Raw genomic sequence first — 18859 nt, 5'->3', positions numbered from 1 at the left:
CCAGTTGTGGGGCACCGGTGAGCACCTGGCGGCGTCCTACCGCGATATGTGACCTTCGTACGGTCGCGTACCGTTGGCTCTCCGCTGTCACTCTGGTGCTGTCGGTCGCCGGTCCGGCGTGGGTTTTCGTTCGACGCGAGGAGTAAGCATGCGCGCGCGCCTGGTCGCCGTTCTGGCCGCCGTGGTCCTGGCCGTGTTGTCCGCGGTGGCCCTGGTGAGCCTCACCTCCGACGCCAAGGCGGGCGTTCGGCCGCCCTTGGTGATCGCCCACCGAGGTGCCCCCGCCTACGCTCCCGAGAACACGCTGCCCTCGATCGACAAGGCGGCACGGCTGGGCTCCACCTGGGTCGAGAACGACGTCCAGCGCACCAAGGACGGCGAGCTGGTGGTCATCCACGACGACAGCCTGAAGCGCACCACGAACGCCGAGAAGGTCTTCCCCGGCCGGGCGCCGTGGAAGGTGAAGGACTTCACCGCCGCCGAGATCGCCCGGCTGGACGCGGGCAGCTGGTTCTCCCCCGCCTTCGCGGGCACGCGCGTGCCGACCCTGGAGCAGTACATGCGCCGGGTCGAGCACAACCACGAGAGTCTGCTCCTGGAGGTCAAGAACCCGGAGCTGTATCCGGGCATCGAACAGCAGATCCTGAAGGTCCTCGGCAACGAGGGCTGGCTGGACCGCGGTCATCTGAAGCGGCTGGTCGTGCAGAGCTTCAGCGCGGACAGCGTGCGGACCGTCCATGAGCTGAAGCCCGCGCTGACCACGGCCTATCTCGGGGCGCCCCCGGTCTCGCGGCTGAAGCAGTACGCGCGTTTCGTCGACCTGGTCAACCCGTCGTACGGATCGCTCACCAGGTCGTACGTGTCGGCGGTGCACGGTGTCCGCGGGCCGCACGGCCGACCGCTGGGGGTGTACGCCTGGACGGTGGACGACAAGGCCACGGCCCGCAAGGTCGCCGGGTACGGCGTCGACGGGATCATCAGCAGCAAGGCGGACGTGGTGCGAGCGGCGCTGGACACGAAGTGACCGGGCCCCGACCGGGCGAGCGGCGGGCGCGTCGTCGGGGGCGGGCGGCACCGGACCGGCGGGCGTTGTCAGTGGTGGGTCGTACCGTGGGCGCATGGACAGCCATGGGCAGGACGAGCAGCGGGTGGTGTGGGCCGTCATCGAGACCGGCATCGGCCCGCTGATGCTGGCGGCGACCAGGAACGGACTGGTCAACGTGGTCTTCCACGCCACCGACGCGGTGCGCGAGCGAACGCTTGAGCGGCTGGCGACCCGGTTCGGCAGCACGCCCGTGGCTGACCCGCGGGCGCCGGTGCTGGTCGAGGCGATACACCAGCTGCGGGCTTACTTCGCGGGTGAGCGACGGGACTTCGAGCTGCCGCTGGACTGGTCGCTGATCTCCGGGTTCAACCGGCAGGTGCTCCGCGAGCTGGCGTCCGGGGTGCCGTACGGCAGCGTGGTGGGGTACGGCGATCTCGCCGGCCGGGTGGGACAGCCCGGCGGGGCGCAGGCGGTGGGCGTGGCGATGGGCGCCAATCCGCTGCCGGTGGTGGTGCCGTGCCACCGGGTGGTCGAGAGCGACGGCGGGATCGGGGGTTTCGGGGGCGGTCTGGAGACCAAGCGGCAGCTGCTCGCCCTGGAGGGGGTGCTTCCCGAGCCGCTGTTCTGAACGGCCTCGCCGTATCCGGCTCTGAGCGGCCCCGCCGTATCCGGCCAGGGCTGGTAGCCGTTCGGCCAGGTACGGCCGCTTCGTGTACGGCGCCGGGCTCCTGGGCGTTTAGCCGTGGCCGGTGCCCGCCAGAGATACCGGCAGGGACCGGCGGACGGGAGGCGGGCACATGGTGCTGGTGGTGTCGGAAGAGGTCCAGGAGGCGATCGAGGCAGGGCGGCCGGTGGTGGCCCTGGAGTCCACGATCATCGCCCATGGTCTGCCCCGCCCGCGCAATCTGCGGGTGGCCCTGGAGCTGGAGGACGCCGTTCGCGGCGAGGGCGCGGTACCGGCGACCGTCGCCGTCCTCGACGGTCGGCCGCTGATCGGTCTGGACAAGGCGCAGCTGGAGCGGGTCGCCAATGACAGCGGCATCCGCAAGCTGGGCCATCGCGATCTGCCGTTCGCCGTGGCGGCGCGGGCGAGCGGGGCGACCACGGTGTCGGCGACCGCGCGGCTGGCCGCACTGGCGGGCATCCGGGTCTTCGCCACCGGCGGGCTGGGCGGGGTGCACCGGGAGTGGACGGTGACCCAGGACGAGTCGGCCGATCTGGGGCTGCTGGCGCGGACCGGGATCACGGTGGTGTGCGCGGGCGTGAAGTCGATCCTGGACGTGCCCGCGACCCTGCAACGCCTGGAGACGCTGGGCGTGGCCGTCGCCGGGTACGGCACGGACCGGTTCCCCGGCTTCTACCTCTCCGACTCGGGACATCCGGTCGACTGGACGCTGAACGCCCCCGAGGAGGTGGCGGAGGTGATGCGTGCGCAGGACGCGCTGGGCGTGGCGGAGTCGGCGCTGATCGTCGCCAATCCGGTGCCGGAGGCGGAACAGCTCGACCCAGAGTTGCACGCGCGTGTGCTCGACGAGGCGCTCGCCGCCTGTGCGGAGCGGGGCATCACCGGTCAGGCGGTGACCCCGTTCCTCCTCGACTACCTGGTACGGCACACGGACGGCGCGTCACTGCGCGCCAACCTGGCGGCGGTGCGTGGAAATGTGCGGCTGGGGGCGCGGATCGCCACGGCGTGGGCGCGGGGGTGACCGGGGACCGCACGGGTGCGCTGCTGGTCGTCGGCGATGTCGTCACCGATGTGGTCGCCCGGCACCGGGGACCGCTCGCGACCGGCACGGACACGGCCGCGGTGATCCGGACGCTGCCGGGCGGCGCGGGTGCCAACGTGGCCTGTTGGGCGGCCGATTCGGGGTGCGCGGACGTACGGCTGCTCGGCCGGGTCGGCGCGGACGCGGCGGCATGGCACGGGCGGGAGCTGGTCGCGTCCGGGGTACGGCCGCTCCTGGTGGCCGATCCGCAGGCGGCGACCGGGACGGTGGTGTGTCTGGTCGACGCGGGCGCGGCGGCTGAACGTACATTTCTCACGGACAGCGGGGCGTCGTTGCGACTGGAGCCCGCCGACTGGTCGGACGCCTTGCTCGACGGGGTCGCCTGGCTGCATCTGTCGGGTTATCTGCTCTTCACGGAGTCGAGTCGTGCACTCGCGAAAACCGCGCTCGATGCCGCCCGGGCGCGGGGCGTGCCGGTCAGCATGGATCCGGCGTCGGCCGGCTTTCTGGCGGAGCTGGGGGTCGGCCGGTTCCTCGCCTTCGCCGAGGGGCTGGACGCACTGCTGCCCAGCCGGGACGAGGCGTGTCTGCTGACGGGGTTGCCGGAACCGGCCGACGCGGCGGCCGAGTTGAGCCGTGTCGTCCCGCTGGTGGTGGTCAAGGCGGGGGCGGACGGGGCGCTCGTGTCCCGTTCCGGGGGTACGCCGGTGCGAGTTCCGGCCGTACCGACGAGTGCGCGGGACACCACGGGCGCCGGTGACGCCTTCACCGGCGCCTTCCTCGCCGCCCTCCTCGCGGGCGCGGACCCGCGGGAGGCGGCGGCACGGGGGTGCCGGGCGGGCGCGCGGGCGGTGAGCCGGGTCGGCGGCAGGCCACCGCACCGGGGCGAGGCGACCGAGGAGAGTGGGGCGCGGGGCAACTGAGGGGCGCCGGAGAGAGCCACCGGACAACGGGACTTGAGTCGGTGTCGGTCGGGGCGGGCGCGGGCGGGTCGGCCGCGTCAGAGGCCGGGCCGGTCGCCGCGCCGGCCGCGACTTATGACCGGCGGATACGCCATGCGGCCCGGGTTGCCTCCGCCGGCCCGTGCCATGCCTGACGGCCCGTGTTACGCCTTGCGGCCCCACGCCGAGATCATCGGTGCCGTGGTCAGGTCCATGGCGCCGGTCTCGACGTTGGCGAGGTGCTGGTCGATCTCCTCGTCGGTGGCCAGGCCCGCGTCGAGGAGCCGGCCCCGGATCTGGCGGACGGTCGCGGCTTCCAGCGCGGTGCAGGCGGGCGAGGTCATGGGGAAGAAGCCGTCGGCCTCGACCTCGTGCAGTCCGGCCTCCCGGAGCAGGCGCGGCAGTCGGCGGCCGTAGGAGAGGTCGGCGCCCCGTTCGGCGAGCAGGCTGCGGAAGCCCTGGCGGAGCCGGTTGGCGAGCCGCTGTTCGGGGCCGTGCTCATCGGGGCAGGTCAGCGGCTGGAGGGCGGGGTCGGCGTCCTCGATCAGCAGTCGGCCGCCGGGCTTCAGCGCCTTGATCATGGAGCTCAACGCGCTTGCCCGGTCCGGGACGTGGACGAGGACGAGCCGGGCGTGGACCAGGTCGAAGCCCTCCCCCGGCGGCTCCTCGGCACCCACGTCGTGGGTGCGGATCTCCACCGGCGAGTGGTCCACGGGGGCCAGCCGCGAGGTGTCGATATCGGTGGCGACGACCGCGCCGTCCGGCCCCACCTGCCGCGCGAGCCAGGACACGACGGAGGTGCCGCCCGCCCCGACCTCCCAACAGCGCCAGCCCGGCTCGATACCGAGGGCCTCGATATGCCGGAACGTCGTGGGGTCGAACAGGGTGGCGAATGCGTCGAAGCGCTCCCCCGCCTCGCGCTGCCGGTTGTCCAGAAGGTACCCGTCGGATGCTGTCATGCCGCGCATCATCCCAGGTGGCGGGCGGGTAGGGGGGGTCGGCTCCGCAGGCGCGGCTGATCGGTTCGCCCGGGGCGGCCGGCCGCCTCCTCGCGTACGGGCGGAGGTTTTCCACAGGCGGGAACAAAGCGGAACTCCACGTTCCCACAGGCTTGCCCGCTCTTTGCTCAGGACTGGCACACTTTCGGGCCAGGGCGCGAAAGCGTCGCACGGGGAGGATCCACGCGAGGAGATCCAGATGTCCATGGCAGGGAATCTGCGGAAGGTCACAAAGCTGGGCACGGCCGGCGGCCTGCGCAAGGTCGCACAGCTGGCCCGGCGGCGGCCGCGCGTGGACCTGAGCCATCCCGCCCGCTCACCCCTGGGCTCCTCCGTGGTCAACTGCGTGACGTACGTGGACGGCATACGGGTACCGCAGTGCACCGATCTGCTGGAATCGGTGCGGATGGTCCGCAAGACCGGCGAGGGCTTCGTCTGGCTGGGGCTGCACGAGCCGACGGACCGCGAGTTCGCGGGCGTCGCCGAGCTGTTCGACCTGCATCCGCTCGCGGTGGAGGACGCGGTCGAGGCCCATCAGCGGCCGAAGCTCGAGCACTACGGCAACACCCTGTTCGCGGTGTTCAAGACCGTCTGCTACGTGGAGCACGAACGGCTGACGGCGACCAGCGAGGTGGTGAACACCGGCGAGATCATGGCCTTCGTCGGCGAGGACTTCGTCATCACGGTGCGACACGGCCGGCATGGCTCGCTCGGGCCGCTGCGCGAAGAGCTGGAAGCACACCCGCACCAGCTTTCCAAGGGCCCGGCCGCGGTGCTGCACGCACTCGCTGACCATGTGGTCGACGGCTATCTCAGTGTGACGGACGCGGTGCAGGCCGACATCGACCAGGTGGAGACGGAGGTGTTCTCGGAAGGGGGTGCGCGGCTCGACCCGGGGCGGATCTACCAGATGAAGCGTGAACTGCTGGAACTGAAGCGGGCGGTGATGCCGCTGGCCCGCCCCGTGGAGGACCTGGCCACCCGGCCCCTGCGGGTCGTCGCCCCGGACATACAGGCGTACTTCCGGGATGTCCTCGACCATCTGACCCGGGCCAAGGAGCAGATAGCCGCCTTCGACGAACTGCTCAACTCCATCCTCCAGGCGCACCTCGCACAGGTGACGGTCGCGCAGAACGAGGACATGCGGAAGATCACGGCATGGGCGGCCGTGATCGCCGTACCGACCATGGTGTGCGGGGTGTACGGCATGAACTTCGACCACATGCCCGAGCTGCACTGGCGGTTCGGCTATCCGCTGGCCATGGCGGTGATGGCGGCGGCCTGTCTGGCGCTGTACCGGGGCTTCCGCCGCAACGGCTGGCTCTGAGCCGCGCCGACCGCCCCCGGAGCGGCGGGCATGCCGGGCGACAGCGGGGCCCGTGGTCCGGCGCGGGCGGCACACGCGGCACGTGCGGCGGAGGAGGTCTGCGCGACGGCCGTCGAGGGTCAGCCGCGCCAGGCGGGGTGGCGTGGATCGTCGGCGCGGACGAGGACGTCCGCCGAGGCCGCCGGGTCGGTCTCCGACTCGTAGCGCTCGAAGGCGGGGAGCGTCCAGTGGTCGGTTTCGGGAGTACGGCGGCGCAGGGCGGCCGGGGACAGGAGGACGTGGACGGTCAGATCGAACGGGAACCAGTGGCGCAGCAGTAGGGGGCCATGGAGCAACAGGACGCCGCCGGGCCGGAGTTGGACATACGGGCTGCGGGTGGCGCGGTCGGTGGCCGGGTCCCACAGGTCGGGCAGGACGCGCCCGCTGCCGCCGGGGTCGAGCGGGCCGAACACCTCCCGCCACAGGGCGCCGGTGTCGAGCCAGCCGCCGTAGTACGACTCCGCGTCGCGTCGCCCGTGCTCCAGGCGCAATGAGGCGGGGCGGAGAAAACCCTCCGCCCCGACGACCAGCGAGGGCCGGCCGCGCACGCGGAGCGCCTCGCCGACCCGCTCGGCCAGATCGCCGGGACGGGCGGCCGGGGCCCCGTCGAAGGCGACGCGCAGCCACGCGCCACCGTCGGCCGGCTCCAGCCCGGCCAGCCGGTCGGCGAGCAGTTCGGCGAGCCGGTCCCAGGTGATCGCTTCGAGTCGCACAGGGACATGATGCCGGGTGGGTTCGGGGGGTGGAGGGGAGGGCGGGGTGGGGGGGGAGAGGGCGGAGGGGGCAAGGACGGAGAGGGGCGAGGATGAAGTCGACTTCGACGGCGACCTGCGGAGCTGCACGCGCAGGAGCGGCTGGACGCGTTCTCCGGTCCCCTCCGAGATATCGGAGGGCGTTGCTGTCGGCGATGTCGATCACGCGCAGGGCCCCTCCATCACGCTTTCGTCCGGCCTGGCCTCGGTATCTGGCTACCGCATCCGCGCACACGAAGTGCGACGAACCCGAACGGGAGCCGGTGCCACCGACGGGGAAGAAAGGAACCATGGGAATCCCCTCAACTCCCCACCCCATCCACGGCCTTGTCGTCATCCAGCCCCTCAAGCATCAGCGCTGCTCCGCCTGCCGGCGCGGACCGTTGTCCCTCCTGGTCCTGGAGAGCGGCGCTCCCCGCTGCCTGAACTGCGCGGATCTCGGACACCTGGTCCTTCTTCCGCGTGGTGACACGGCGCTGACCCGCAGGTCGCGGGAGGAGAGCGCGTTGTCGGCGGTGGTGGTGCGGTTCAACCGGCGTAAGGGCCGGTACGAGCGGCAGGGTGTGCTCGTGGAGGAGGCGGCGCTGGTCCGTGCCGAGGAGCGGTGTCTGGCGGATGCGGAGGCACGGCGTCGGCGACGGGCGCGGGACGCGCGGCGCAGGGGGGTGGAGGACGAGCGGTTCGCGGCGGCGTTCGCGGCGGAGATCCTCAGGCTGTTCCCAGGGTGTCCGGCGGAGCGGGCGCGGGCGATCGCGGCGCATGCCTCTGTACGGGGCAGCGGACGGGTGGGGCGCAGTGCGGCGGGGCGGGCGTTGTCCGAGGGGGCGGTGATCTCGGCGGTCGTGGCGGGCGTACGGCATGTGGACACGCCGTACGACCAGCTGCTGATGAGCGGAGTGTCACGGTACGAGGCCCGGCGCCGGATCGCCCCTGCCGTGGAGGGTGTGCTGCGGGAGTGGCAGGGGGCCGGGGAGGAGGACGTGGGCTGAGGGCGCGCGGGGGCGGGTGCCCGCGGTTACAGACCGTGAGCCCTACTCTCCTCCCCTCACCTCTCCCCCCGCCATCGCCCGCCCTGCGCCACCCCCCGCGCGGACGTATCGTGGCCGGAAGGATGCCGATACGTGCCGTCCGGCGGCATATGGCCGGTCGGGTGGCCGGTGCCGGGTGCCCGCAGGCGAGGCGAGGGCACCGGCAGGCGAGGAACGGGGTGCCCGTAGGCGAGGAAGACGATCATGGCCGATCCCAAGGGGTTCATGACCACTCCGCGTCAGGAGTGGGCTCGGCGGCCCGTCGAGGAGCGGGTGCGGGACTGGGACGAGGTGTATGTGCCGGGGGCGCTGCTGCCGATCATCAGCAAGCAGGCGGACCGGTGCATGGACTGCGGGGTGCCGTTCTGTCATGAGGCCTGTCCGCTGGGGAATCTCATCCCGGAGTGGAACGACCTGGTGGCCCGGGAGGACTGGCGGGCGGCGAGCGACCGGTTGCACGCGACGAACAACTTCCCGGAGTTCACCGGGCGGTTGTGTCCCGCGCCCTGTGAGGCGGGGTGTGTGCTGGCGATCAATCAGCCGGCCGTCACCATCAAGAACGTCGAGTGCGCGATCGCCGACCGGGCCTGGGAGGAGGGGTTCGTGCCGGCGCGGCCGCCGGAGCGGTTGTCGGGGAAGACGGTCGCGGTGATCGGCTCGGGGCCGACGGGCCTCGCGGCCGCGCAGCAGTTGACGCGGGCCGGGCACACGGTCGCGGTGTACGAGAAGGACGACCGGATCGGTGGGTTGATGCGGTACGGCATCCCCTCGTTCAAGATGGAGAGGCGGCATCTGGAGCGGCGGCTGGGGCAGATGCGGGCCGAGGGGACGAGGTTTCGTACCTCGATGTCGGTGGGCCGGGATGTCGACGCGGCGGAGTTGCGGACGCGGTTCGACGCGGTGGTGCTCGCGACGGGTGCCACGGCGTGGCGGGAACTTCCGGTGCCGGGCCGGGAGTTGGAGGGGATATATCAGGCGATGCGGTATCTGCCGCTCTCCAACCGGGTGGGTGAGGGGGATCTGGCGGTTTCACCGTTGTCGGCGGCGGGCCGGCATGTGGTGATCGTCGGTGGTGGGGACACGGGGGCGGACTGTCTGGGGACGGCGGTGCGGGAGGGTGCCGCGTCGGTGACCCAGCTGGACATCTACGCACAGCCGGAGGCGGCGCGCGACGAGTACGCGGAGCCGTGGCCGACGTATCCGAAGATCTACCGGTTGTCGCCCGCGCACGAGGAGGCAGGGGAGCTGCGGACGGCGCCGGCGGCGCACGCGGACGCGCGGGTGTTCGCGGCGTCGACGCTGCGCTTCTCCGGGGACGAGGGCGGGCATGTGCGGGCGCTCGAACTGGTGGAGGTGGACGAGCGGCGGCAGCCGGTGCCGGGGACCGAGCAGACGATCCCGGCGGACATGGTGCTGCTCGCGCTGGGGTTCTCGGGGCCGGACCGGGAGGACGGGCTGGTCGAGCAGTTGGGGCTGGTGCTCGACGAGCGGGGCACGATCGCCCGGGACATCGGCTTCGCGACCAATGTTCCAGGGGTGTTCGCGGCCGGGGACGCGGCGCGCGGGCAGTCGTTGATCGTCTGGGCGATCGCGGAGGGGCGGGCGGTGGCGGCGGCCGTCGACCGGTATCTGACGGGCAGTTCGCAGTTGCCCGCGCCGATATCCCCCGGGGACAAGCCGATGCGGGTGTGAGTGGCCCGGCAGGGATGCGAGCGGGGGTGCCGTCCCGCCCGTGGACGCCACCCCCATCGCGGTTGCGGCCTACTTGCTCACGACCTGCCGCATACCGCTCACCGCCTACCGCTCACCACCTATCGCCTACCGCTTGAGGGCCACCGCGCCGTATCCGGGGATCACCCCGTCGTCCTGGCCCGGCACCGGTTCGCCGAGTTCCGGGTGCCACTTGTGGACGATCTCGACGCCGGGGTCGACGAGTTCGAGTCCGTCGAAGAAGCGGGTGAACTCGTCGCGGGAGCGCAGGGCGATGGTGATGCCGGCGCCCTTGAGCTTGTCGGTGGCGGTGACGGAGTCCTCGGGGGTGAAGTCCGAGGTGGCGTGGGTCATCATCAGGTAGCTGCCGGAGGGCAGTTCGGACAGCAGTCGGCCGACGAGCTCGTGGGCGCCGTCCGCGTCCGTGATGAAGTGCAGCAGGGCGATCAAGGAGAGGGCGACCGGCTGCTTCAGGTCGAGGACCTCACGGGCGCCGGCGATGATCGCGTCCGGGTCGCGCACATCGGCCTGGAGGTACTCGGTGGCTCCCTGGGGCGTGCTGCGCAGCAGGGCGGCCGCGTGGGCGAGGACGATCGGGTCGTTGTCGCAGTAGACGACCCGGGCGTCGGGCGCGACCTTCTGGGCGACCTGGTGCAGGTTCGGCTCGGTCGGTATGCCGGTGCCGATGTCGAGGAACTGCCGTACGCCCTGCTGGGCAAGCCACCTGGTGGCGCGGTGCATGAAGGCGCGGTTGACCCGGGCCATGACCGGGACGCGGGGTTCGAGCGCCAGCATCTGGCGGCCCATTTCCTCGTCGACGGGGTAGTTGTCCTTGCCGCCGAGGTACCAGTCGTACATCCGTGCGGGATGCGGTTTGCTGGTGTCGATCTCTACGGCCGTCGGGTCCTGCCCGCTCATGCGGCACTCCGTAAACGTCTGTGGTGATGGGTAGTCAAGTCTGTTGTCAATGCGAGAAGTCGAGCAAGTAGCAACACAAGCGACACGTGTCAGGAGAGCAGGAAGTCGGCCTCCCCCGCCTTGGCTCCTTCTATGAAGGCGGTCATCTCGTCCGTGGTGTAGATCAGGGCCGGTCCGTCGGGGTCGGTGGACTGGCGTACGGCGATCCGGCCGTCGGCCAGTTTCATCGCCTCCAGGCAGTTGCCGCCGTTGCCGCCGCTCCAGGGCTTGTGCCAGCCCTCGCTGCCCAGCTCCCGTGCGGGCATGCCGTTGTAGACGCGGGCGCGCGGCTTGATGTGTTTCATTCACAGCTCCTTGCAGAGATCCCGGAGGATCTCTTTCGTGCGTTGTGCCGTGGCGGCCTGCGCCGCCATGCGGTCCATGACCTCGAGGTGGGTCGCCACCTCTGAGCGCGCGTCGAGGTAGACGGCGCCGGTCAGGTACTCGCTGTAGACCATGTCCGGCAGTTCTGACATGGCGAATCGAAACAGCACGAAGGGCCCGTACGTCCCCGGGTGCGGACCGTTCTCGAACGGGGCGACCTGGAGCGTCACGTTCGGCAGGCTCGCGGCCTCGATGAGCCGTTCGAGCTGGGCGCGCATCACCTCGGGGCCGCCGACGGGGCGGCGCAGGGCGGTCTCGTCCATCACGGCCCAGAACCGGGGCGCGTCGGGGCGGTGGAGGAGTTCCTGGCGTCGCATGCGCAGCGCGACATGGCGCTCGATGTCGTCCGGGCTGGTCTCGCCGATCGCTCCGGACCTGAGCACTCCGCGCGCGTAGTCCTCGGTCTGGAGGAGTCCGGGGACGAAGTGCGGCTCGTAGGAGCGGATGAGGCTCGCGGCGCCCTCCAGGCTGACGTACATGGAGAACCAGCCCGGCAGGATGTCGTGGAAACGCTGCCACCATCCGGGACGGTTGGCCTCCTCGGCCAGCTGGACGAAGGCTTCGGCCTCCTCGTCGGGGACGCCGTACGCCTTCAGCAGCAGCTGGAGGTACGGGATCTTGAGGGCGACCTCGGCCATCTCCATGCGGCGGACGGTCGCGGGGGCGACGCGCAGCACCCGGGCGGCGTCCTCGCGCTTCAGTCCGGCGCGTTCCCGCAGGTCCAGCAGGCGCCGCCCGAGGACCACCTGACCCACCGTCGGCGCGGACCGCGGTTCGCTCACGCTCCCACCTCCACCGAAAGCCTTCTCCCAAAGGAACCCTGACAGCCGTGCGGCGCCGTTCGAAGACTCACTCGGAGATCGGGTCGGACCTCCGATGGACCCAATTGGCGCCGCTCGACGTGCTGTTGCGAGCAGTGTGCCACGGCGCCTGACCGAGTCACACCGCACTCTGCAATTTTCAGAGTGACCCTTGCCAAGTGTCCGCGGCGGGGCGATAGTGGCAGGCGTGATTCCGTCCGCGCCTTTAGGAACAGACGCCGCCACAGACCGTCACGGTCGCGGCGCCGCAGCGGCGGCGGCCCCTCGGGGTGTCGCCGCCGTCGAGCGCCGGTTCCGCTTCGAGCTGGCCGCGCATCCGGGTTCCGTGGCCCGGGCACGGCGCCTGGCGCATGCCCGGCTGACCGGCTGGTCGGTGTGCGCGGACACCTGTGACAGCGCGGCCCTGGTCATATCGGAGCTGGTCACCAACGCGATCGTGCACACCGCGAGCACACGGGTGGTGTGCGAGCTGCACGACCGCGACGACCTGGTGCGCATCGCTGTGCGTGACGAGGGCTGCGCCCCCGGCGAGCCCCACCCGTCCCCACAGCGCCCCGACGAGGAGCACGGGAGGGGGCTGCTCCTCGTCGAGGCGCTGTGCCGGTCCTGGGGCGCGCAGGAGCACGGTTCCGGACTGCTGGTCTGGGCGGAGCTGGCTCGCCGGGGCGAGATGCCTCCGGGATGTGCCGAGCCGCGCGACGACCTGGGCTGGGGTGCCGCCCGACCCAAGCCGGACCGGCCGGCCGGCTCCGACGGCGAGGAGCCGGCCGAGGGCCCCGGGATGGGACACGGCCCGGGCCGCGGTCCGGGTCATGGCCTGGATCTCGGTCCGGGGCTCGGTTCAGGTCTCGGTTCGGATCACGACAAGGGCCACGGCCCGGATCACGGTATGGACGGTGACATGGGTACCGACCGACTCTGGGGCACTCTCGAACAGCCCGCGCACCGGGTGCCGGCGCAGCATCCTCCGTACGAGACGTCCGGCCGGGCCCCGCTGCGGACCCCGGATCACCGGTGGCACGGGGCGCAGGAGCGGTACGGCGTACCGGACCGCCGTTCGCACAGAGCGCCCGAGCCGCGGCTCTGGGAGCGGCCGTGACCGGCGCGACGGGCCGGGGGCGGCACGACGCCCGGGGTTCCGGCAGGCGTCTCGACGTCCGTTCCGAGGCCGCCGGCTCCGAGCGGGCGATGGGCATGGACACGCTGGTACGGCTCCAGCGCCGCCGTCCGGCCACGCAGCCGCTCCACCGGCTCCAGGTGCCGGAGGGCATGACGGTGCCGCTGGGCTGTGACGCCGTTGGCGTACCCGACCGGCTCGGGCCGCTCGTCGTGTCGCGGCTGCCGCGGCTGGGATGTGTGTACGCCGACGATGCCTACTGGTGGTGGATCGTCCCGTCGGACTCCGACTACGCCCTGCCGTGGCCCGGTCCCGCCCAGTACGCTCCGGGCGCCCTGGTCAGGGGTAGCGCGCGACTGATCCACCGGCCAGGGGGCACGGCGCCGTACACCCCGCCGATCCCCCTCTACCTGGCGCTGTGCCGGGCGACGGGCACGACTCCGGACTGGTCGCGCACCATCACCGCGTAGGGTTCACCGTCACCGCGGGGCCCTGCCCAGACAAGACCCGGTAGGGCCCGTCGTCGCGCGGGCCTCAATCGATCGCCCCGCTCCCCCGCACGATCACCAGGAACGTGTCCGTCGCGAGATCCATGACGACCTCGGCGGGCAGGCCCTCCAGACGTCGCGCGTGCGCGAACTCCTCCGCGGGCCACGATCCGCGCGGGCCGCCGGCGGGAAAGCGTTCGAGCACTGTTCGCCCGTTCACCATCGCGCACCTCCACAAAGCGTCGTCCTGTTTGGAGTTAACGCGCTGGAGGGGCCGAACGCCTCGCCCGGTGACCCGACTGAGACATGGTTGACACGATTCCGGCACAGATCGTGATGATTCGGTCACCGATCGACACGGAGTGTGCCGTCCGGGTCAGAAGTCGTACTCGTCGTGCAGACGGAGCGCCTGGCTGCCGGCGGGGCGGCGGCCGAGGGCGGTCAGGTCGAGGAGGGCGGCGGTGGTTCCCAGTTCGTCCAGGTCGGCGTCGTACACCGAGTAGGTGTGGAAGACCCGGTCGCGGTCGCGCAGGAAGCAGCTCAGGCCCGGTCGCTCGACCGGTTTCCCGCCGTCCCGCACGGTCGCCTCGAAGTCGTCGTTGAAGTCGCCCGGCGCCGAGGAGTACCAGGGCACCGTCCAGCCCATCCGCGCCTTGAACGGCAGGATGCGGGTGAACGGCGCCCGGGAGACGGCGGCGAACGAGGTGTCGCGGGCGCGCAGATGGGCGAGGTGGCCGACCTGGTCCAGGAAGGCGGCGCAGCACGGGCAGCCGGTCACCCACTCGGGGGCGAACATGAAGTGGTGGACGACGAGTTGGGAACGCCCCTCGAAGAGGTCGAGCAGGGTGGCCTTGCCGTCGCCGCCCTCGAAGAGGTACTCGGGGTCGACCTCGACCATGGGCAGCCGCCGCCGCTCGGCGCCGAGTGCCTCGCGCTCCCGCCTGGCCGACTCCTCGCGGCGCCGCAACTCCTCGCGCGCGGCGCGCCATTGCTCGCGCGAGACGATCTCCGGTAGCGACATGGGCCCTCCTGTCCGACGGTCGGTTCGGGTGGTGACCGGCGGCGGACACGGAATTCATCGCCCAGGCGCGCATTTTCTCCGGTTGGTTTACGACGGCGCTGTTCACCAAGTCGGCGGCAGTGCTCCGGCGATGATCTCCTCGGCCCTGGTGACGGCCGCGACCAGGGCGTCGGGGGCGGCCCGCAGCCGGCCCGTCACCTCGTCGAACTCCCGCAGTCCGGCCCGCTCCAGCAGCCGCTTCTCGTTGGTGACTCACCTGCCACAGGCCGCGAGGACCGCGTGGGCCGCCTGGGCCGCGGCGGTGGCGAGAGCACCGGCGGTCTCGGTGAGGCGGCCCTGGGGCGCGTGGTTGGCCCTGGCATAGCCGAGGGTGGCGCGGGCGGTGCCGCCCCAGTGCTCGGCGGCGGTACGGCGCAGCGGCTCCGGGTAGCCGGGCGGGCGGGGCAGGTCGCCGCGGAGTACCCGGTTGAGGGCGAGCTCGGCGACGATCAGATAGGTGGGGATGCCGGCGAGATGGAACAGCAGCGGCTCCACCCGGAACCGTCCCCGCTCCGCCTCGGCCAACTCGTGTTCCACGACGTCCAGATCGCGGTAGTGCACATCGACGCGGCGCCCGTCGACGGTCAGCCAGGCGCCGCCGTTGAAGACACCGCCGCCCCAGTCGCCGACCTCGCTCACCTCGCCGGGCCAGCCGAGGGCGCGCAGGTCGGCGGGGTCGAAGGGGCCGCGGTAGTAGACCGCCAGGTCCCAGTCGCTGTCCGGGCGGTGGGTGCCCTGGGCGCGGGAGCCGCCGAGGGCCACCGCGCGGACGGTGGGGAGCGCGGCCAGCCGGTCGGCGGTGGCGGAGAGGAAGTCGGCGTCGGGGCGGGCGCCCGGGTCGGGATGAGGCATGGGGTCAGCCTGCGTCATGGTGCGCCGGGTTCGCTCGCGAGTTTTCCTCCGTGTCCCTTGCCGCACCCGGAAATTGGGGTGCGCGCGCGTCCGGCGGGGGCTGATGATCGGGAGATTGTCCGCTGACCGTCGTAGGAGCAGCTCCATGATCCAGCGTGTCACCGTCCCCACTCTTTTCCCGCCGCCCACCTACTCCCATGCCTCCGTCGTGGAGGCGGGCACGAAGCTGGCGTTCCTCGCCGGATCGGTGCCGCTCGACGAGCGCGGTGAGATCGTCGGACCGGGCGATCCGGTCCGCCAGGCCCGGCAGGTGATCGCCAACCTGCGGGAGCAACTGCGCGCCGTGGGCAGCGATCTGGCGCATGTGCTCAGCACGGAGGTGTACGTGGTGAGCACCGAACCCGCGACGCTGTCCGCGGTCTGGGAGGTCGTGGAGGACTCGGGACTGAGCAAGGGACCGCACTCCTCCACCCTGCTCGGGGTCGCCTGCCTCGGATACACCGGTCAGCTGGTGGAGATCACGGCGACGGCGGTGGTACCGGACGCCGGGACGGCCGAGGGCGAGGACCGGGCGGAGGAGGGGGTACGACGATGACCGTCGTCCTCCTCCGGCGGGCGCAGGACGCCGACGCGCGGGCCGCCGCCGATGTCTGGCTGCGTTCCTTCGCCGCCGCCCTGCCCACGGTCGTCCGGCCGCGCACCGACGACGACGTCCGCGACTACTTCCGGGATGTCGTCGTGCCGTCGCGGGAGACCTGGGTGGCGGAGGAGGACGGGCGGATCATCGGGGTGATGGTGCTCGACGGCCCACTGCTGTCCCAGCTCTACCTGGAGCCGGAGCGGCGGGGGCGGGGCCTTGGGGACCGGTTCGTCGCACTGGCCAAGGAGCGCAGCCCCGACGGGCTGACCCTGTGGACCTTCCAGGTCAACAAGCCCGCGCACCGCTTCTACGAACGCCACGGCTTCCTCGCCGCCGAGTCCACGGACGGCAGCGGCAACGAGGAGCGGGAGCCGGATGTGAGGTACGTCTGGCGGCCCTGAACGCCGGGTATCGAGGGGTGCCGGCGGGTCACGGCTCGCCGCGGCGCCCGGTGGCGGAGCGGTTCAGGACACCGGCAGCCCGGCCGTTCGCGCCGCAGTGCCCAGTACCTCGCGCAGCATCTCCGGCGTGAGCTTGCCGGTGAAGGTGTTGCGCTGGCTGACGTGGAAGCAGCCGAAGAGGTCCAGGCCGTCGAGCGCGACGCGGGTGCCGTGGCCGAAGGCCGGACGGGGCCGGGGCACCGTCCAGCCCGCCTCGGTGAACGCGGGCAGCGCCGCCTGCCAGCCGAAGGCACCGAGGACCACCGCGGCCCGCAGTGTCGGGCGCAGCAGCCCCAGCTCCTGGACCAGCCAGGGGCGGCAGGTGTCGCGCTCACCGGGGGTCGGCTTGTTGGCGGGCGGCGCGCAGTGCACCGGGGAGGTGACCCGGACTCCGTACAGCTCCAGGCCGTCGTCGATATGGACCGAGGTGGGCCGGTTGGCGAGCCCGAGGTCGTACAGCGCCTGGTACAGCACATCGCCGGAGCGGTCGCCGGTGAACATGCGTCCGGTGCGGTTGCCGCCGTGCGCGGCCGGGGCCAGGCCGATGATCAGCAGCCGGGCGTCGGCGGGGCCGAAGCCGGGTACCGGGCGGCCCCAGTACGTCCAGTCCGCGAAGGCGGCGCGCTTGGTCCGCGCCACCTCCTCGCGCCACTCCACCAGCCGGGGGCAGGCCCGGCAGCCCGTGACCCGCCGGTCCAACCGGGCAAGGGGGCTGCTGTCGTCCATAGGGTCACCGTATGCCCAGGTCTCCGCCGCCCATGTCCGATCTGGCCTCTCGATACCAGCCGCTCCACGCCGACCCCCGCGCACCGGCCCCTCCGCGCCCCCTCTCCGAACTGGCACCCCCCTTCCTTCAAACCAGCCACCCTTTCTTCTGCGAGCCTTCGGCCCGCACCCGGAAAACCTGTCCAGATCACCCGGCGCCCGGCGTTAGGGTCGGGACATGGCTTCCGAGGATGCGGACGAGAACGTGGACCGGGGCACCGACGGGCCGGCCGGGACGGAATCCGCCCAGGGTGCCGGGAACGCCGGCCCCTCGGCCGGCGAGCCGGTGGACCCCGAGATCGCCGCAGCGGTCGCCGCCGCCGGAGCCGCGGGACCCGGCAGTGGTGAGACGGTCCGGATCGACAGCTGGATCTGGGCGGTACGGCTGATCAAGACGCGTTCCCAGGGCGCCACCGCCTGCCGTGGCGGGCATGTGCGTGTGAACGGTGAGCGGGTGAAGCCCGCCTACTCGCTGCGGGTGGGCGACGAGGTCCGCCTGCGGAACGAGGGCCGGGAGCGGATCGTGATCGTCAAGCGCCTCATCCGCAAGCGGGTCGGTGCGCCCGTGGCCGTGCAGTGCTACATCGACAACTCCCCTCCCCCGCCGCCCCGCGAGACCGTCGCCCCCGCCGGGATCCGCGACCGGGGCACCGGTCGGCCTACCAAGCGCGACCGCCGGGACATGGAACGCCTGCGTGGCCTCACACCACCGGGATTCAGCAGTGGCATGAGCGGACCGGAGGGACGCCCCCGGGGACGGTGACGGGCAACACCGGGCCCGCCGCACCAGTCCACAGCGGCCCGCACCCGCGTCGCACCCACCAGGTCTCCTGACATCCCCTGTGCCCCCTGAGCACCCGCCACGCCCCCCTGACGCCTACCGCGTCGTCCGCACGGCCCGTACCCACATCCCGTCCGGCGTGAGGTACTTGTCCACCTCCAGTCCCGCCTCCGCAAGCGCCGATTCGAACTGTTCCTTCGTCAGGGGCCGGGCGAGGAAGGTCTGGGTCCAGGTGCCGTCCGGGAAGTCGTACTCCACATGGACGGAGTCCACTCCGTCGCCGACGGGGGTCACCGAGGCGACGCGAATCGTGAAGCCGGCCGGGTCGACCCGTTCTCTCGGCACATCGGTGTGGTAGTCCGCGCCCTCCCGCTGGATGAGCACGCAGCCGCCCTCGGCCACATGGCGGGCGCAGGTGCGCAGCAGGCCCCGGCGCACCTCCTCGTCACCGGCGTGGACCAGGAACGAGGCGAGCAGCACCACGTCGAACTTCTCGCCGCCCAGGTCCAGTTCCTCGATCGGGGCGCATATGGCGCGTGCCCCGTGGATCCGGGCGAGCATGTCGGCGGACTCGTCCACCGCGGTGACCGTGAAGCCGCGTTCCAGCAGCGGGTGGGTCATCCGGCCCGCTCCGCTGCCCAGTTCCAGGATGTGCGCCCCGGCCGGTACCGCCGCGGCAATGATGTCCGGCTCCGGGCCGATCGGCAGCCGTGTGTAGACCTCTACCGCGCAGCCGTCCGGGGTGATCGCACCCGTGCCTGTGCCCTCGTATCCCTCACGCATCTCGACCGTCATGCCCGAAGAACGGCCCGTCCCCGCCCTCCCGTTCCCGTTCGACCACGGTTCATCCGTTCGAGCGATTCACCGCGGAACGGAAACTCGCGGGACCGGGAACGAACGGAACGGGAGCCGACCGAGCGAAAACCGGCGGCGCGAAAACCGACCGAGGAGCCGAGGCGCCGAGGCGCCGAGGCGCACCCTCCCCAC

Annotated in this window: 20 protein-coding genes and 2 pseudogenes; 12 read left to right on the top strand and 10 right to left on the bottom strand. The window is 72.0% G+C overall.

Features of this window, described 5'->3' with window-relative positions:
- Positions 1 to 148 precede the first annotated feature (148 nt).
- From HEP81_RS28935 to HEP81_RS28920, 4 genes are all read left to right on the top strand, one after another.
- Complete coding sequence (locus HEP81_RS28935; protein WP_037662678.1) at positions 149 to 1024, top strand: glycerophosphodiester phosphodiesterase; 876 nt, start codon at positions 149 to 151, stop codon at positions 1022 to 1024.
- A 94-nt stretch (positions 1025 to 1118) separates the two neighbouring features.
- A complete protein-coding gene (locus tag HEP81_RS28930) occupies positions 1119 to 1673 on the top strand; it encodes a methylated-DNA--[protein]-cysteine S-methyltransferase (protein ID WP_037662676.1) in 555 nt (184 codons plus the stop codon).
- A 169-nt stretch (positions 1674 to 1842) separates the two neighbouring features.
- On the top strand, positions 1843 to 2751 hold the full coding sequence (locus HEP81_RS28925) for a pseudouridine-5'-phosphate glycosidase (RefSeq protein WP_037662674.1): 909 nt from the start codon (positions 1843 to 1845) through the stop codon (positions 2749 to 2751).
- On the top strand, positions 2736 to 3695 hold the full coding sequence (locus HEP81_RS28920; RefSeq protein WP_037662670.1) for a carbohydrate kinase family protein: 960 nt from the start codon (positions 2736 to 2738) through the stop codon (positions 3693 to 3695). Before HEP81_RS28925 ends, HEP81_RS28920 begins: the two co-directional genes overlap by 16 nt.
- Positions 3696 to 3877: 182 nt before the next feature.
- Here the strand turns inward: HEP81_RS28920 and HEP81_RS28915 are convergent, their stop codons facing one another.
- Entirely contained in the window at positions 3878 to 4672 is a 795-nt protein-coding gene (locus HEP81_RS28915; protein WP_037662726.1) for a methyltransferase domain-containing protein, read from the bottom strand.
- A 238-nt stretch (positions 4673 to 4910) separates the two neighbouring features.
- Here HEP81_RS28915 and corA point away from each other — a divergent pair, with 238 nt between their 5' ends.
- A complete protein-coding gene (corA, locus tag HEP81_RS28910) occupies positions 4911 to 6038 on the top strand; it encodes a magnesium/cobalt transporter CorA (protein WP_037662668.1) in 1128 nt (375 codons plus the stop codon).
- Between the two features lie 119 nt (positions 6039 to 6157).
- Here corA and HEP81_RS28905 read toward each other — a convergent pair whose 3' ends face one another.
- Complete coding sequence (locus HEP81_RS28905; protein WP_037662666.1) at positions 6158 to 6790, bottom strand: nucleoside/nucleotide kinase family protein; 633 nt, start codon at positions 6788 to 6790, stop codon at positions 6158 to 6160.
- A 329-nt stretch (positions 6791 to 7119) separates the two neighbouring features.
- On the opposite strand from HEP81_RS28905, the gene HEP81_RS28900 reads away from it, so the two are divergent.
- Positions 7120 to 7818, top strand: coding sequence for a DUF2293 domain-containing protein (locus HEP81_RS28900; protein ID WP_037653247.1), 699 nt, complete (start codon positions 7120 to 7122; stop codon positions 7816 to 7818).
- A gap of 243 nt (positions 7819 to 8061) precedes the next feature.
- Entirely contained in the window at positions 8062 to 9549 is a 1488-nt protein-coding gene (locus HEP81_RS28895) for a glutamate synthase subunit beta (protein WP_037653246.1), read from the top strand.
- A 126-nt stretch (positions 9550 to 9675) separates the two neighbouring features.
- Here HEP81_RS28895 and HEP81_RS28890 read toward each other — a convergent pair whose 3' ends face one another.
- The 3 genes from HEP81_RS28890 to HEP81_RS28880 form a co-directional block, all read right to left on the bottom strand.
- Positions 9676 to 10485, bottom strand: a complete 810-nt coding sequence (locus HEP81_RS28890; RefSeq protein ID WP_037653244.1) for an SAM-dependent methyltransferase — start codon at positions 10483 to 10485, stop codon at positions 9676 to 9678.
- Positions 10486 to 10574: 89 nt separating this feature from the next.
- On the bottom strand, positions 10575 to 10829 hold the full coding sequence (locus HEP81_RS28885) for a DUF397 domain-containing protein (RefSeq protein ID WP_037653243.1): 255 nt from the start codon (positions 10827 to 10829) through the stop codon (positions 10575 to 10577).
- Positions 10830 to 11690 carry a helix-turn-helix domain-containing protein gene (locus HEP81_RS28880; RefSeq protein WP_037653242.1) on the bottom strand — a complete coding sequence of 287 codons (861 nt, stop codon included), beginning with the start codon at positions 11688 to 11690 and terminating at the stop codon, positions 10830 to 10832.
- A 190-nt stretch (positions 11691 to 11880) separates the two neighbouring features.
- On the opposite strand from HEP81_RS28880, the pseudogene HEP81_RS28875 reads away from it, so the two are divergent.
- Positions 11881 to 12501 (top strand): annotated as a pseudogene (locus HEP81_RS28875) (ATP-binding protein); the annotation flags it as partial.
- Positions 12502 to 12917: 416 nt separating this feature from the next.
- Positions 12918 to 13316 (top strand): hypothetical protein, encoded by a 399-nt coding sequence (locus tag HEP81_RS28870; protein WP_037653288.1) that lies wholly within the window; start codon positions 12918 to 12920, stop codon positions 13314 to 13316.
- A 64-nt stretch (positions 13317 to 13380) separates the two neighbouring features.
- Here HEP81_RS28870 and HEP81_RS28865 read toward each other — a convergent pair whose 3' ends face one another.
- The 3 genes and pseudogenes from HEP81_RS28865 to HEP81_RS28855 all read right to left on the bottom strand — a co-directional run bounded on the left by HEP81_RS28865 (position 13381) and on the right by HEP81_RS28855 (position 15246).
- Positions 13381 to 13557: a hypothetical protein gene (locus HEP81_RS28865; RefSeq protein ID WP_167739838.1), complete on the bottom strand. Its 177-nt coding sequence runs from the start codon at positions 13555 to 13557 to the stop codon at positions 13381 to 13383.
- Between the two features lie 153 nt (positions 13558 to 13710).
- The gene (locus HEP81_RS28860) at positions 13711 to 14355 is read right to left on the bottom strand and encodes a DUF899 domain-containing protein (RefSeq protein WP_037653241.1); all 645 of its coding nucleotides are present in this window, start codon (positions 14353 to 14355) and stop codon (positions 13711 to 13713) included.
- A 102-nt stretch (positions 14356 to 14457) separates the two neighbouring features.
- A pseudogene (locus tag HEP81_RS28855) lies at positions 14458 to 15246 on the bottom strand (nucleotidyltransferase domain-containing protein).
- 145 nt (positions 15247 to 15391) lie between these two features.
- Between HEP81_RS28855 and HEP81_RS28850 the strand changes: the two are divergent.
- Both HEP81_RS28850 and HEP81_RS28845 read left to right on the top strand, forming a co-directional pair.
- Positions 15392 to 15841: a RidA family protein gene (locus HEP81_RS28850; RefSeq protein ID WP_051849985.1), complete on the top strand. Its 450-nt coding sequence runs from the start codon at positions 15392 to 15394 to the stop codon at positions 15839 to 15841.
- Entirely contained in the window at positions 15838 to 16287 is a 450-nt protein-coding gene (locus HEP81_RS28845) for a GNAT family N-acetyltransferase (protein ID WP_037653240.1), read from the top strand. The genes HEP81_RS28850 and HEP81_RS28845 overlap by 4 nt, the downstream gene beginning before the upstream one ends.
- Positions 16288 to 16350: 63 nt before the next feature.
- Here HEP81_RS28845 and HEP81_RS28840 read toward each other — a convergent pair whose 3' ends face one another.
- Positions 16351 to 17052 carry a uracil-DNA glycosylase gene (locus HEP81_RS28840; RefSeq protein ID WP_037653239.1) on the bottom strand — a complete coding sequence of 234 codons (702 nt, stop codon included), beginning with the start codon at positions 17050 to 17052 and terminating at the stop codon, positions 16351 to 16353.
- 217 nt (positions 17053 to 17269) lie between these two features.
- Here HEP81_RS28840 and HEP81_RS28835 point away from each other — a divergent pair, with 217 nt between their 5' ends.
- On the top strand, positions 17270 to 17854 hold the full coding sequence (locus tag HEP81_RS28835) for an RNA-binding S4 domain-containing protein (RefSeq protein ID WP_037653238.1): 585 nt from the start codon (positions 17270 to 17272) through the stop codon (positions 17852 to 17854).
- A gap of 114 nt (positions 17855 to 17968) precedes the next feature.
- Here the strand turns inward: HEP81_RS28835 and HEP81_RS28830 are convergent, their stop codons facing one another.
- Complete coding sequence (locus HEP81_RS28830) at positions 17969 to 18667, bottom strand: class I SAM-dependent methyltransferase (protein WP_243279623.1); 699 nt, start codon at positions 18665 to 18667, stop codon at positions 17969 to 17971.
- Positions 18668 to 18859: the final 192 nt, after the last annotated feature.

It is taken from the genome of Streptomyces griseofuscus (assembly GCF_014673495.1).
Classification (GTDB): Bacteria; Actinomycetota; Actinomycetes; order Streptomycetales; family Streptomycetaceae; genus Streptomyces; species Streptomyces murinus.
This window is presented reverse-complemented; position numbering and strand designations above follow the sequence as displayed.

Bases quoted from the DNA above. Each gene is read 5' to 3' on its own strand.
- HEP81_RS28850 (WP_051849985.1), top strand. From the start codon at position 15,392: ATGATCCAGCGTGTCACCGTCCCCACTCTTTTCCCGCCGCCCACCTAC.
- HEP81_RS28935 (WP_037662678.1), top strand. From the start codon at position 149: ATGCGCGCGCGCCTGGTCGCCGTTCTGGCCGCCGTGGTCCTGGCCGTG.
- HEP81_RS28890 (WP_037653244.1), bottom strand. From the start codon at position 10,485: ATGAGCGGGCAGGACCCGACGGCCGTAGAGATCGACACCAGCAAACCG.
- HEP81_RS28830 (WP_243279623.1), bottom strand. From the start codon at position 18,667: ATGACGGTCGAGATGCGTGAGGGATACGAGGGCACAGGCACGGGTGCG.
- HEP81_RS28900 (WP_037653247.1), top strand. From the start codon at position 7,120: ATGGGAATCCCCTCAACTCCCCACCCCATCCACGGCCTTGTCGTCATC.
- HEP81_RS28930 (WP_037662676.1), top strand. From the start codon at position 1,119: ATGGACAGCCATGGGCAGGACGAGCAGCGGGTGGTGTGGGCCGTCATC.
- HEP81_RS28865 (WP_167739838.1), bottom strand. From the start codon at position 13,557: ATGGTGAACGGGCGAACAGTGCTCGAACGCTTTCCCGCCGGCGGCCCG.
- HEP81_RS28835 (WP_037653238.1), top strand. From the start codon at position 17,270: ATGGCTTCCGAGGATGCGGACGAGAACGTGGACCGGGGCACCGACGGG.
- HEP81_RS28895 (WP_037653246.1), top strand. From the start codon at position 8,062: ATGGCCGATCCCAAGGGGTTCATGACCACTCCGCGTCAGGAGTGGGCT.
- HEP81_RS28870 (WP_037653288.1), top strand. From the start codon at position 12,918: ATGGGCATGGACACGCTGGTACGGCTCCAGCGCCGCCGTCCGGCCACG.
- HEP81_RS28840 (WP_037653239.1), bottom strand. From the start codon at position 17,052: ATGGACGACAGCAGCCCCCTTGCCCGGTTGGACCGGCGGGTCACGGGC.
- HEP81_RS28915 (WP_037662726.1), bottom strand. From the start codon at position 4,672: ATGACAGCATCCGACGGGTACCTTCTGGACAACCGGCAGCGCGAGGCG.
- HEP81_RS28925 (WP_037662674.1), top strand. From the start codon at position 1,843: ATGGTGCTGGTGGTGTCGGAAGAGGTCCAGGAGGCGATCGAGGCAGGG.
- corA (WP_037662668.1), top strand. From the start codon at position 4,911: ATGTCCATGGCAGGGAATCTGCGGAAGGTCACAAAGCTGGGCACGGCC.
- HEP81_RS28860 (WP_037653241.1), bottom strand. From the start codon at position 14,355: ATGTCGCTACCGGAGATCGTCTCGCGCGAGCAATGGCGCGCCGCGCGC.
- HEP81_RS28885 (WP_037653243.1), bottom strand. From the start codon at position 10,829: ATGAAACACATCAAGCCGCGCGCCCGCGTCTACAACGGCATGCCCGCA.
- HEP81_RS28845 (WP_037653240.1), top strand. From the start codon at position 15,838: ATGACCGTCGTCCTCCTCCGGCGGGCGCAGGACGCCGACGCGCGGGCC.